At 73.0% G+C, this 12,535-nt stretch carries 14 protein-coding genes; 2 read left to right on the forward strand and 12 right to left on the reverse strand.

Annotated features, from left to right (window positions below; translation table 11 throughout):
* The coding region (locus tag ACFV5N_RS16275) for a BTAD domain-containing putative transcriptional regulator (RefSeq protein WP_385599654.1) at positions 1 to 833 on the reverse strand (833 nt) is incomplete at its 3' end.
* A 96-nt stretch (positions 834 to 929) separates the two neighbouring features.
* Here ACFV5N_RS16275 and ACFV5N_RS16280 point away from each other — a divergent pair.
* The gene (locus tag ACFV5N_RS16280; RefSeq protein ID WP_385599657.1) at positions 930 to 1,802 is read left to right on the forward strand and encodes an alpha/beta fold hydrolase; all 873 of its coding nucleotides are present in this window, start codon (positions 930 to 932) and stop codon (positions 1,800 to 1,802) included.
* Between the two features lie 40 nt (positions 1,803 to 1,842).
* Here ACFV5N_RS16280 and ACFV5N_RS16285 read toward each other — a convergent pair whose 3' ends face one another.
* The 11 genes from ACFV5N_RS16285 to ACFV5N_RS16335 all read right to left on the reverse strand — a co-directional run bounded on the left by ACFV5N_RS16285 (position 1,843) and on the right by ACFV5N_RS16335 (position 11,961).
* Complete coding sequence (locus tag ACFV5N_RS16285; protein WP_385599660.1) at positions 1,843 to 2,451, reverse strand: GNAT family N-acetyltransferase; 609 nt, start codon at positions 2,449 to 2,451, stop codon at positions 1,843 to 1,845.
* A gap of 68 nt (positions 2,452 to 2,519) precedes the next feature.
* Complete coding sequence (locus ACFV5N_RS16290) at positions 2,520 to 3,038, reverse strand: DUF1772 domain-containing protein (protein ID WP_385599663.1); 519 nt, start codon at positions 3,036 to 3,038, stop codon at positions 2,520 to 2,522.
* 76 nt (positions 3,039 to 3,114) lie between these two features.
* Entirely contained in the window at positions 3,115 to 4,104 is a 990-nt protein-coding gene (locus ACFV5N_RS16295) for a zinc-dependent alcohol dehydrogenase family protein (RefSeq protein WP_385599666.1), read from the reverse strand.
* Entirely contained in the window at positions 4,101 to 5,012 is a 912-nt protein-coding gene (locus ACFV5N_RS16300; protein ID WP_385599669.1) for a carbohydrate ABC transporter permease, read from the reverse strand. The genes ACFV5N_RS16295 and ACFV5N_RS16300 overlap by 4 nt, the downstream gene beginning before the upstream one ends.
* Positions 5,009 to 5,947 carry a carbohydrate ABC transporter permease gene (locus tag ACFV5N_RS16305; protein WP_385599673.1) on the reverse strand — a complete coding sequence of 313 codons (939 nt, stop codon included), beginning with the start codon at positions 5,945 to 5,947 and terminating at the stop codon, positions 5,009 to 5,011. Before ACFV5N_RS16305 ends, ACFV5N_RS16300 begins: the two co-directional genes overlap by 4 nt.
* The gene (locus ACFV5N_RS16310; protein ID WP_385599676.1) at positions 5,944 to 7,308 is read right to left on the reverse strand and encodes an ABC transporter substrate-binding protein; all 1,365 of its coding nucleotides are present in this window, start codon (positions 7,306 to 7,308) and stop codon (positions 5,944 to 5,946) included. Before ACFV5N_RS16310 ends, ACFV5N_RS16305 begins: the two co-directional genes overlap by 4 nt.
* A gap of 83 nt (positions 7,309 to 7,391) precedes the next feature.
* Positions 7,392 to 8,153 carry a DeoR/GlpR family DNA-binding transcription regulator gene (locus tag ACFV5N_RS16315; protein ID WP_019432466.1) on the reverse strand — a complete coding sequence of 254 codons (762 nt, stop codon included), beginning with the start codon at positions 8,151 to 8,153 and terminating at the stop codon, positions 7,392 to 7,394.
* A gap of 264 nt (positions 8,154 to 8,417) precedes the next feature.
* Complete coding sequence (locus tag ACFV5N_RS16320; RefSeq protein ID WP_385599681.1) at positions 8,418 to 10,442, reverse strand: DUF5107 domain-containing protein; 2,025 nt, start codon at positions 10,440 to 10,442, stop codon at positions 8,418 to 8,420.
* A gap of 98 nt (positions 10,443 to 10,540) precedes the next feature.
* Entirely contained in the window at positions 10,541 to 10,786 is a 246-nt protein-coding gene (locus tag ACFV5N_RS16325; protein WP_385599683.1) for a hypothetical protein, read from the reverse strand.
* 99 nt (positions 10,787 to 10,885) lie between these two features.
* Complete coding sequence (locus ACFV5N_RS16330) at positions 10,886 to 11,308, reverse strand: CBS domain-containing protein (protein ID WP_385599686.1); 423 nt, start codon at positions 11,306 to 11,308, stop codon at positions 10,886 to 10,888.
* Positions 11,309 to 11,424: 116 nt separating this feature from the next.
* A complete protein-coding gene (locus ACFV5N_RS16335) occupies positions 11,425 to 11,961 on the reverse strand; it encodes a DinB family protein (protein WP_385599689.1) in 537 nt (178 codons plus the stop codon).
* Positions 11,962 to 12,157: 196 nt separating this feature from the next.
* Between ACFV5N_RS16335 and ACFV5N_RS16340 the strand changes: the two genes are divergently transcribed.
* Positions 12,158 to 12,535 (forward strand): hypothetical protein (locus ACFV5N_RS16340; protein ID WP_385599691.1); only part of this gene is annotated, 378 nt, incomplete at its 3' end.

The raw sequence follows: 12,535 nt of genomic DNA on the forward strand, positions 1-12,535 counted from the left end.
ACCGTCGACTCCAGCCGGGCCCGGGAGCGGCCGGCCACCGTACGGTCGTACGCGGCGGCCGTCTCCTCCCACACCCGCTCCACCGTTCCCCCGCCCGCCAGTGATCCGGCCTGGGCCAGGATGTCCGCCTCCAGCCGGCGCAGCGCCGGGCCCGGGTCCACGCCCAGCTGCTCCACCAGCAGGGTGCGGGCCCGGCGCAGCACGGCCAGCGCGTCGCCCTGCCGTCCGGTGCGGTACAGGGCCAGGGCCAGCAGCCGCCAGCCGTCCTCCCGCCAGGGGTGTTCGGTGACGTGCGCGTCCAGGTCGGGGACGGCCTCGGCGGCGCTCCCCCGGTCCAGCAGCAGCGCGGCGCGGCGCTCGACGGCGTGCAGCCGCAGTTCGCCCAGCCGGGTGCGCTCGGCGCGGGCCCACGGGGCGTCGGCGACGTCCGCGTAGGCCGGTCCGCGCCACAGGGCCAGGGCTCCGGCCAGCGCGTCGGGGGTGGTGGCGGCGGCGACCGCCGAGGAGAACCGCTCGGCGTCCACCGTCGCCGGGTCGGCGCGCAGCGCGTACCCGGGGCCTTCGGTGACCAGCAGCCGGGCGGGGGTGCGGGGCGGGCGGTCCGGCTCCAGGGCGCGGCGCAGTGCGGCGACGAAGGTGCGCAGGGCGGGTACGGCGCCGGCGGGCGGCTCGTCCCACAGGTCGGCGACCAGCCGGGAGACGGGGACGACGCGGCGGTGGGCGACGAGCAGCCGGGCGAGGACCGCGCGGTGGCGGGGCCCCTTGAGGGGGATCGGGCGCCCGGCGGCGTCCCGCGCCGTGACCGGCCCCAGCACTTCGAAGTCGACCCGCACCCGTTCACCGTACTCATCGGCTGCTCATTCGCGCCGTGGAGGGTCGAGGTGTCGGGTCCTGCGGGACGAGCGCAACGCGGATGGGAAGTGAGTGACATGACGGCGACCGTCATCGAGGGGTTCGGGTACCGGCGGGTCCGGGTCGCGGAGGAGGTGGAGCTGAACACGGCGGTCGGCGGTTCGGGGCCGCCGGTCGTGCTGCTGCACGGGTTTCCGCAGACGCACCTGATGTGGCGGCACGTGGCCGCCGATCTCGCGGCGGACCACACGGTGATCTGCCCCGATCTGCGGGGGTACGGGGCCAGTGACAAGCCGGTGGGCGGGGACTACTCCAAGCGCGCCATGGCCGCCGACACGGTGGCCCTGGCCAAGGCGCTCGGGCACGAGAGGTTCGCGCTGGCCGGGCACGACCGGGGCGCGCTGGTCGCTTTCCGCGCCGGTCTCGACCACCCGGAGACGATCAGCCATCTGGCCGTGCTGGATGTGCTGCCGACCCTGGACATGTGGGACGCGATGCACGGGGTGAGCGCGGCGGTGGGCTTCCACCTGTATCTGATGGCGCAGCCGCCGGGGCTGCCCGAGGAGCTGATCAAGGGTGCCCCCGACGCGTTCTTCGGGTACTTCCTCGACGGCTGGGCGGGCGACGCGTCGGCGATCCCCGGCCCGGTGCGGGCCGCCTATCTGGACGCGTGCCGGGCATCGGTCGATTCCATCGTGGCGGACTACCGGGCGTCGGCCGGGGCCGATCTGGACCACGACCGGGCCGACCGGGCGGCGGGCAACCGGCTGCGGATGCCGGTGACCGTGCTCCAGCAGGACTGGGGCGCGGCCCTGGGCTACGACGCGGCGGCGCTGTGGGGGGCGTGGGCGGCGGATCTGCGGCACGAGACGGTCGGCTGGGGCCACTTCATGGCCGAGGAGGCGCCGGCCGCGGTGGCGGCCCGGCTGCGGGACCTGCTGACCCGCTAGCGGTCCGGCCGGACCGCCCGCCCCCAGCCCTCGGCGTGCCTCAGCTCGGGTCCTTGCGCAGGCACCAGGTGCGGGGGCCGTCGTCGGGGAGGCGGACGTCGGCGGTGACGCGGAAGCCGAGCCGCTCGTAGAACCTGACGTTCCGCTCGTCCGAGGTCTCCAGGAACGCCGGGAGGCCCGCTTCCCCGGCCTCCCGGAGCCCGGGGCGCAGCACCGCGCTGCCCAGGCCCCGGCCCTGGGCCTCGGGGGCGGTGGCCACCGTCTCCAGGAACCAGCCGGGTTCCCGCGGGCGGTGGGGGGCGAGGGCCTGCTCCGCCGAGGCGTAGGCGGCGGCCCGGTCGCCGCTCAGTCCGGCGAAGACCGGCGCGAGTGCGGCGAAGGCGGGCGAGGGGTCCTGGCCGGGCACCGCCCAGACGGCCACGGCCCGGCCGCCGTCGGCGACCCATACCCGGCCGTACTCCCTGCCGATCCGGGTCAGGCAGAGTTCCTGGAAGCGCCGGACCCGGTCCTCGTGGCCGTCCGCGGCGATGACGTGCCGGGTGAAGGGGTAGTCGGCGAAGGCCCGGGCGAGGGTGTCGACGGCGGTGGGGACGTCGGCGTCCGCGAGGGGGCGTACGGAGGGGGTACGGGGGTCCGGTGGAGTGATCACCGGACCATCCTCACCGGGTGTCGTCGCGGCGGCAAACACTTTTGCCGGACCGGGCCGCCGGGCGGTGCTCACCCCGCGCGCCCGGGGGCGGGGCCGCGCGCCCACAGATACAGGGCGAGGGCCGTCAGCAGGACGGTGAGCGCGCCGGCGGCGGCCCGCGCGGTGTTCCAGGCGGTCCAGCGGGGCGCGTAGCCGGCCCACAGACGGGCCGCGTGCTCCGCCGAGTCGGGGGTGCCGGCCGCGGCCAGCAGGTCGTTCAGCGGAACGTTCACCAGCGCGGTGGGGGCGAACACGCCCAGCGCGTAGACGCCCGCGGCCGCGAACAGCGCGACGGCCGCGCCCCGCTCACCCCGCGGCAACAGCAGCGCGCCGCCGCCGGCCGCCAGCAGGGGCACACCCACGAAGGCGCCCAGGAAGAGGGGGTTGAGGATGCGTTCGTTGACGCTCCGCATCGCGGCGACGGACTGCCCGGGGTCCACGGCGTTCAGGCCGGGCATCACCGCCACCGAGAAGGCGAAGAAGACGCCGGTCATACAGGCCGCCGTCAGGAGGGTCGCGGTCGGCAGGGCCGCCATCAGGAAGGTCATGCGGCTCAGTCAAGCGCGCGGAGCCGCGCCCCTCCATGGTCGAGAGGCGCGGCTCCATGCGTGAGCGTCCCGCGGGTTACGGGGTCACCACGGTCTTGCGGCCGACGCCCTTGGCGAACTGGTCCAGCGCCTGCGGGTACTGGTCCAGCGGCAGCCGGTCGCTGATGAAGACCTGCGGGTCCAGGATGCCGGTGGCGAACAGGTCGGCGGCCCGCTCGTAGCTGTGCAGGACGGCCATCGAGCCGGTGATGGTGATCTCCTGGTTGTAGATCTTGTACGGCTCGATGGTGGCGGTGGTCGCGTAGTCCGCGACGCCGAACTGGAGGAAGGTGCCGGCCTTCGCGACCCGGCCGAGCCCGTCCTGGATGGCGGCGGCGTTGCCGGTGGCGTCGATGACGATCTCCCAGCCCTGCGGCCGGTCCAGTTCGTCCGCCGAGACAGCCGCCGCGCTGACGCCGAGCGTGCGGGCGGTGGCCAGCCGCTCGGGGTTGATGTCGACGATGTCCACGCCGCTGGCGCCGGTGCGCTTGGCCAGCTCCAGCATCATCAGGCCCATGGTGCCCGAGCCGTAGATGAGCACCCGGGCGCCGAGCACCGAGTTCATCACGTCGTAGCCGCGCACCGCGCAGGACAGCGGCTCGATCAGGGCCGCGTCCTGGGTGTTGACGTGCTCGGGCAGCTTGACGCAGTTGGCGACCGGCGCGACCGCGTACTCGGCGGCACCGCCGGGCACCGAGACGCCGATGGCGCCCCAGCGTTCGCACATGTTGGCGTGCCCGTTGCGGCAGTAGCGGCACTCGTAGCAGTACAGCGACGGGTCGACCGCCACCCGGTCGCCGACGGCGACCTCGGTGACGTCCTTGCCGATGCCGACGACCTCGCCCGCGAACTCGTGGCCCGGGATGATCGGCAGGGTCGGGGCGAACTCGCCCTGGAGGATGTGCAGATCGGTGCCGCACAGCCCGCAGGCCGCCACCTCCACCACCACGTCGCGCGGCCCCGGGGTGGGGTCGGGCACGGTGGTCAGGGAGACCTTGCCCACGGACTCGATGAGTGCGGCTTTCACTTGACTGCTCCTAGCGACAGGCCCTGGACCAGCTTGTCCTGGGCGGCGAAGCCGGCGGCGAGCACCGGCAGGGAAATGGCGAGGGACGCGGCGGACACCTGGGCCAGGAACAGGCCCTGACTGGTGATGAAGCTGGTCAGGAACACCGGGGCGGTCTCGGCGGTGACGCCGGTGAGCACCCGGGCGAACAGCATCTCGTTCCAGCTGAAGATGAAGCAGATCAGCGAGGTGGCCGCGATGCCGGGCAGCACCACGGGACCCACCACCCGGAACAGGATGGCCGGCAGCTTCGCGCCGTCGATCTGGGCCGCCTCGATGAGCGAGGGCGGCACCTCGGCCAGGAAGGACTGGAGCATCCACACCGCGATGGGCAGGTTCATCGAGGTGTACAGGAGGACCAGCAGCCAGATGTTGTCCAGGAAGCCGATGTTCTTGGCGAACAGGAACAGCGGCAGCAGACCGGCGATGGCCGGCAGCATCTTCGTGGACAGGAAGAAGAACAGCGCGTCCCGCCAGGCCTTGACCGGGCGGATGGACAGCGCGTACGCGGCCGGCAGCGCCAGCAGCAGCACCAGCAGGGTGGAGGCCACCGACGCGGTCATCGAGTTGATCAGCGGCGGCCACGGGCTGGCACCGTCGGAGCTGAAGAACTGCCGGTAGCTGTCCAGGGTCAGCGGCGCGGTGAGCGCCGGGGGGTTGCTGGCGGCGTCCGACTCCGAGTGGAAGGAGGTGAGCACCATCCAGGCCACGGGGAGGAAGAAGACCAGGCCGGCGAACCAGGCGAGGAATCCGGGGATGAAGGACGTCAGGCGCCGGGGCCGGCGGGAGATGCCGGTGGCCGGGGTGCGGCCGGGCGGCGGCGTCTTGGCCGGGGGCGACACGGCGGTCTCGGTCGTGGTCGTGCTCATGCTCGGCTTCCCTCCTCGCGGAAGAGCGAGGACACCACGCGCAGCGCGAACATGGCGATGATCAGCGAACCGATGACCACCAGCACACCGGCCGCCGAGGCCACCCCGTAGTCCTGCGCCTGGTAGAACTCCTCGTAGATCGCGTACGGCAGGTTCGCCGTGCCCAGGCCGCCCCGGGTGATGGTGAACACCGCGTCGAAGTTCTGGACGATGTAGATGGAGCCGAGCAGCGCGCCCAGTTCCAGGTAGCGCCGCAGGTGCGGCAGCGTCAGATGGCGGAAGATCTGCCAGTTGTCGGCGCCGTCCAGCCGGGCCGCCTCGTACTGCTCCAGCGGGCGGCTCTGGAGGCCGGCCAGCAGGATCAGCGTCATGAACGGGGTCCACTGCCAGATCAGCGAGAGCGCCACGGCCGGCAGCGGCATCTCGGAGATCCAGTCGGGCTGCGGCGGGGTGAAGCCCAGCAGGTCGCCGAGCCACACGAGCATGCCGTTGAGCAGCCCGTACTCCGGGTTGTACAGGACGTGCTTCCACATCAGGGCGGCGGCCACCGGCACCAGCAGGAAGGGGGTGATCATCATGGTGCGCACCAGGCCCCGGCCGCGGAACTTGCGGTCCAGCAGCAGGGCGATGGCGAGGCCGAGCACGAGGCTGATCAGCACGACGGACGCGGTCAGCAGCACCGTGGTGGTGACCGAGGACCGCAGCGCGGAGTCGGACAGCACGGTGGAGAAGTTGCCGAGGCCGTTGAACGAACGGTCGTCGGGGTAGAGCGCGTTCCAGTCGAAGAGCGAGATCACCAAAGTCGCCACGAACGGCAGCTGGGTGACCACGATCATGAAGATCAGGGCGGGGAGCAGCGGGGCGCGGGTGGCCCAGGCCTTCGCCCGGGACGCGGTCCCGGGCGAAGTCGCTGCCGGAACAGCGGGTGCGGTCATCGGTTGCGGTACTCCTCGGCCACGGCGTCGGCCAGGCTCTGGGACTTGGCGAGGGCTTCCTCGACGGTCTGCCGGCCGGCGATGGCGGAGCTGATCTCCTGGGAGACCTTGGTGCCGAGGTCGGCGAACTCGGGGATGGTCACGAACTGGATGCCGGGCACCGGGCGGGGCTGGACGCCGGGGTTGACCGGGTCGGCGGCGGCGATGGCGTCGTGGGTCACCTGGTAGAAGGCGGCGGCCTCCTCCTGGTAGTCCGGGTTCTCGTAGGTGGAGGTGCGCTTGCCGGCCGGGACGTTGGACCAGCCGAGGGTCTCACCGACCAGCTCCTCGTACTCCTTGCTGGAGGCCCAGGAGATGAACTCCCACGCGGTGTCGGCCTTGGTGGAGGCCGCCTGGATGCCCCAGGCCCAGGTGTAGAGCCAGCCGGAGGAGTCGGTCTGCTCGACGGGGGCGGGCACGTAGCCGATGTTGCCGGCGACCGGGGAGTCGTCGGCCTCCAGGGAGCCGGCGCCGGCGGTGGCGTCGTACCACATGGCGGTGTTGCCCTGGACCATGTTGTTCAGGCACTCGGCGTAGCCGGACTGGGCGGCGCCGGACTGGCCGTGCTCGCGGACGAGGTCGACGTAGAACTGGGTGGCCTCGGTGAACTCGGGCGAGTCCAGCTGGGCTTCCCAGTCCTCGGTGAACCAGGTGCCGCCGAAGGTGTTGACCACGGAGGTGAGCGGGGCGATGACCTCGCCCCAGCCGGGGAGGCCGCGCAGGCAGATGCCCTTCATGCCGTCCTCGGCCGCGTCGACCTGGGCGGCGAGTTCGGCGACCTCGGTCCAGGTGGGCTGCTCGGGCATGGTCAGCCCGTGCTCCTCGAAGACGTCGGTGCGGTACATCAGGAAGGACGACTCGCCGTAGAACGGCTGGGCGTAGAGCTTGCCGTCCTCACCGGTCAGCGACAGCTGGATGGGGGTGAGGATGTCCTGGACGTCGTAGTCGGCGTCGTCGCGCAGGTACGGGTCGAGTTCGTGGAGCCAGCCGTTGCGGGCGTAGATGGACGTCTCGTAGTTGCTGATGGTGGCGACGTCGTACTGGCCCGCCTGGTTGGCGAAGTCCTGGCTGATCTTGTCGCGGACCTCGTTCTCCGGGAGCACGGTGAAGTTCACCTTGATGCCGGTGTCCTTGGTGAAGTGGTCCGCGGTGAGCCGCTGGAGCTGGGTCATCTGCGGGTTGTTCACCATCAGGACGTTGATGCTGTCGCCGCCGGACGAGCCGGATCCACCTCCGGCTCCGGAACAGGCGGCGAGGAGGGCACCGGCCGCTGTGACGGCGGCGGCGGTGCGGAGGGCGCGTCGGCTCTGACTGCGGCGCATGGTCGGTTCTCCTGGTGTTTCGGGCGTGCGGCGTTGCACCGCCCGCTGGGGGGTCGGGGAGACGGACGGGGGTCGTTCGGGTGTCAGACGCGGATGACCTGCGGGCCCTGGAGGCTGTAGCGGTGGGCTTCCGCGGTGGACAGGCTGGTGCTGGTGACGATCACATCCAGATCGGTGACGGAGGCGAAGCGGCAGAAGCTGGCGGCACCGAACTTGGTGTGCACGCCGGCGAACACCCGGCGCCGGGAGGCGCGTACGGCCTGCTGCTTGACCTCGCTGACGGCCGGGTCGGGGGTGGTGAGGCCGTGTTCGCGGGAGATGCCGTTGGCGCCGATGAAGGCCAGGTCGATCACGAAGCCGGAGAGCATCCGGGTGGTCCAGTGGTCGACGGTGGCCAGGGTGCCGCCGCGGACCCGGCCGCCGAGCAGCAGGACGTTGAAGCCGGGGACGGTGGCGAGGTGGCCGGCGATGGCCAGGGAGGCGGTGACGATGGTCAGGCTGCGGTCCCTGGGGAGGGATTCGGCGATGAGCTGGGGGGTGTAGCCCTCGTCGATGAAGAGTGTCTCGGCCTCGCCGGTCAGTTCGGCGGCGGCCGCGGCGATGCGCCGTTTCTCGGGGACGTGCATGGTGGAGCGGAAGGCGAGCGTGGTCTCGAAGCCGGCGCTCTCGACGGGGTAGGCGCCGCCGTGGGTGCGGCGCAGCAGTCCGTGGGCCTCCAGGGCGCGCAGGTCGCGGCGTACGGTCTCCTTGGCGACGCCGAGTTCTTCGGCGAGGGCGCCCACTTCGACCGAACCGGCGCGGCGTGCCGCGCCGACGATGGCGCGCTGGCGCTCTTCAGCGGTCATTGCGTCCACGCTCCTTACCCGCACAGCTGCGTTGCTGTCGCTGCCCGTTCGGGCCGCTTGCAGAGTTCTACCGTTGAGAACGGGGCGTCGAACAGGCCAGGTGTTCGATGAATCCTGCCCGATTGTGCCCGTTCGGAGCGGTGGGGGGCCGCTTCGGACAGCACGCGGACAGCGCTTTCCATGGCAGGGGCGGGCGCCCGTACGGTCAAAGACAGTGCCCGTTTCGGGCCCGTTCGGTCGGGCGGGGGGTGCCCGTACGGTCGTTCAGGCGGGTTCCGGGCCGTCCTCGGGCCGCATCCGGAAGTCGTAGTGAGCGGGCAGCGGCTCGTCGGTGAGGGCGGCCCAGGTGGCGTGCAGGGACTCCTCGCCCTCGCGCAGATCGGGGATCTCGAAGGGCTCGTCGAAGAGGGCGCGGGCCGCTTCCCGCCGGCCCAGGGCGAGTTCGGTGCGGGCGGCCAGCAGCCGCAGCCGGCCCCGGGCGCGTACGGGCGCGGGCAGCCGTTCCAGGAGGGCGCGGGCGGCATCCGGGCGGGATGCGGTCAGCAGGGCGGTGACCGCTTCGGTGGCGAGGGCGGTCAGGGCGGGCTCGGTGGAGGCGGGTTCGGCCAGGGCCAGCTCGGCGGCGGTCAGGGCCCGTTCGGCGGCCCGGACGGGGTGCCCGGCGCGGGCATCGGCGACGGCGAGGGCGCGCAGCGGCCAGGGGCTCGGGCCGTCGGCCAGGGCGCGCTCCCAGCTGCGGACGGCCTGGGCGCGGTCGCCCGCGTGCCACTGGGCGACGCCCAGGTGGTAGTCGGTCAGCGGGCCGCCGGGGGTGGCGCACTCCAGCTTCTCGCGCCAGGGCCGGGCGACCAGGGTGGGTCCCGGCGGGGCGGCGGGCAGGGCGTGGCCGGGGAGCCGGCCGGTGTCCAGGAGGGCGAGCCAGGGGCGCTGGGCGGGGCCGAGGGTGGCGGGGTCGAAGGGGGTGCCGGGCAGTTCGTAGCCGCCGCGGGCGACTTCGAGGGCGCCCCAGCCGCTGCCGGTGTGCAGCGGTTCGCCGGGGGCGAGGTCGGCGTGCGGGCGCCAGGCGGCCCAGGCGGCGTCCAGGGCGGCGGCGGGCAGGGCGGCCTCCAGCGCGTGCCCGGTGTGGGTGCGGGCGTCGGCCCAGTCGGCGCCGTGGCTGCGGGCGGGGTCGGCGGCCAGCGGGCCGTACGTCTCCAGCCAGCTGAGTTCCTCGCCTGCGGGCAGCGGGAGGTGTTCGAGCTGGGTGCGGGCGAGGCCCGCCTGGATCTCGGCGTAGCCGGGGGTGCCGGGCTCGGTGAGCCAGCGCTGCCACCGGCGCCCGCCGGGGCCCGTGCCCCACACGAAGAGTTTGCGGCCGGGGAGGGCGGCGGTGGAGGTCTGCACCAGGCCGTGCCCGTCCGCGTCGAGGGCGGCGATCCACTTACGGGCCGCGGCGGGCACGTCGTAGAAGTAGTCGGCGGGATGGTGGTCGCCGTGCCCGGGGCGGGTGCGGTCGGGTCCTCCGGGGGTGCCGGGGACCGGGACGCGGCGCAGCCGGCGCTCGTAGCCGAAGTGCCAGGCGGAGTCGGCGGGGACCAGCACCCGGGTGCCGGGGCGCTCGGGGACGGCGGTGTTGGACCACCAGTAGACGGGCGCGGTGGTGTCCTGGGGGTTGCGGATGCGAACGCCGACGTGCAGGAAGTCGGAGCCGGTCGGCAGCCACAGGTCGACCTGGAAGGGGGTGTCGCGCAGCCGCTCCCATTCCCACAGCCGCAGCATCTGCCCGCCGTCGGGGGCGGGGACGGCGGCGGCGTGCAGCGGGGCGCAGGAGAGAGTGGTGTGGCCGGTGGCGCCGATGTTCCATTCGATGCCGCCGGAGAACCAGGCGCCGTTGAGCGCGAAGTTGGCGGGTTGCAGCACCGGGTTGGTGTAGAGGAGTTCGCGCCCGGTGGGCTTGTGGAACAGCGAGTGGACGCGGCCGCCCCAGCCGGGCAGCACGGTGGCGCGCAGCCGGTCGTTCTCCAGGACGAGCGTGGCGACCTCGGTGGCCTCGCGGGCGCGGCCGTAGCCGTCGTTGAGCCGGGTGGGCAGCACCGAGGTGAGCGGTGCGCAGGTGGCCTGCCGGGCGGCGTCCGGCGGCAGCACGGCGAGTTCGGCGGGGTCGAGGCGGTGTGCCTCGTCCAGCGGGAGCAGCGGCGGGAGCGGGTTCTCCGGGCCCAGGGGCGCGGCGGGGAGGGTGAGCGTGCCGCGGCGGACCGTGGCCGGGCCGGCGCCGGTGGCGGCTCCGGCCGCGCTTGCGGTTCCCGTCATGGACACCCTCGCTCCCCTTCGCCTCCGGCCTGTGCGGCCGGCACCGTGATGACCATGGAACACGGTCACCCAGTCGGGTGAAAGAGGGCATCGGGGGTTTATCTTCTGCGGTGCATCAGATACATGCCCAGGAACAGCCCGATCAGGCCGGTGGCCAGCAGCGCGACCCACAGCGGCATGGTGACCTCGGGGATGAGCAGCCGGATCCGGGTCTTGCGGGTGTTCTCGAAGATGAAGATCAGAGCGAGCACCGCGACCAGCAGGGCGGTGATGCGGCCCGGGGTGAAGAAGTCCCCGAGCGGGGTCGTGCCGCTCGCCTTCCGGGGGCGTGAGTTCGTAGCCATGACCTCAGGATGGCCGGGCTCACCGCCGCCCGCCCGCCGAGCGGCCCGCGGGCCGGGCGGGGCGGGGGCGGCGGGTGGGCCGTCCGGGTGACGGCGGCCTCAGGAGCCGGCGTAGACCCGTCCGACGAACTCGGCCACCTGCTCGTCGTCGAGCGTCCTGGCCACATCGGCCTCGCTGATCATGCCGACCAGATTCTTGTTGCCGTCGATCACCGGCAGCCGGCGTATCTGGTGCGTCTCCATCTCGTTCAGCACCTCACCGGCGTCGGCGTCGGCGGAGATCCAGCGCGGTGTGCCCTCGCACAGATCGCCGCAGGTCACCCGGGAGGGGTCGTGCCCGGCGGCCACGCACTTCACGACGATGTCGCGGTCGGTGACGATGCCCTGCATGCGCTCGTCCGCGTCGCAGACGGGCAGCGCGCCCACCTTCAGCTCCCGCATGAGCTGGGCGGCGCGGTCCAGGGTCTCGGTCATGGGGATGCACTCGGCACCCTGGCTCATCATGTCCGCGGCGGTGGTCATGGCGGGTACTCCTTTGCGTTTGCGTTTGCGTTCGCGTTCGCGTACCACCGCGCGGGCCGCGCGATCGGAGCCCGTCGCGGCGTTCCTTCCACCGTAGTCCGGGTTGTCCGGGTTCGCTACTCTCCCCGTGTTCCGTCCGCCAGCTCACGTACGACATCCAGGTGACCGGCGTGCCGCGCGTACTCCTGGAGCAGATGGAACAGGATCCAGCCCAGCGTCGGCGCCTCTCCCGCCGAGGCGAACCGGCCGCTCCCCTCGGCCCGCGCCTCCAGCGCGACATCCGCGGTGATCGCCCGGGAGTCCGCGACGTACCGGTGGAAGGTCTCCAGCACCTCGGCGGTGCTCACCCCGTCGGGCACCGCCCAGCGCTCCGGGCCCGAGGGTCCGTGGAACCAGTCGGCCCACGGCTCCTCGACCTCCTCGCCCAGAAAGCCCCAGCGCAGCCAGCGGCGTTCCACGTGCGCGAGATGCCAGATCATCTCCAGCGGTGCCCACCCGGACGGCAGCCGCGAGGTGCGCAGTTCCTCCTCGGACAGCCCGTCCACCTTGGCGAGCACCACGGCACGGTAGTAGTCGAGATACGCGAGCAGCAGGCCGTGCGCGTCCGCCACCTCGTGCCCGGGCTCGCGCGGTGCCGCCGGATTCTCCGTCATCGTCCCTCTTCCAACCGAAGCTGCTGCGGCCGAGGGCCCCGGCCGGGCGCGCGGGCGGCCGCTCCTCGCGGGGTGGCTGCTCTCATCGCGGCAGTCAGCATACGGATCCGGCCGCGCCGCCGCCCGCGCCCGCCGGGCGCCCGTGGCGCGTCACCCGGGCGGCGACCGCCGGGGCCCGCTGGTCTACTGTGACGCCGTGGACTGGGGGACTCTCGTCGGAACGGCGGTGGGCGGCGTCGTGGCACTGGCCGCGACGATGATCGCGGAGCGGGCCAGGTCGCGGCGCGACGAGGCGGTGCGACGCCAGGAATCGAAACGCCGGCTGTACGTCGAGTACCTGGCGGCGCTGACGCGTACCAGGAATCAGCTCAAGGACATCGTTCGCTCCCCCTCGCTCGGCCCGGAGGAGCGTGCGCGCCTGAGCGGCGAGGCGTACCGGGAAGGCGGCGCCTACGAACTCCGCCACCAGATGGCGCTGTTCGCGCCGGAACCCGTCCTCTCGGCCTCCGACGAGGCGTTCCTCGTGCCCGGGCTCGCGCGGTGCCGCCGGATTCTCCGTCATCGTCCCTCTTCC

The organism is Streptomyces sp. NPDC059853 (assembly GCF_042731495.1).
Taxonomy (GTDB): Bacteria; Actinomycetota; Actinomycetes; order Streptomycetales; family Streptomycetaceae; genus Streptomyces.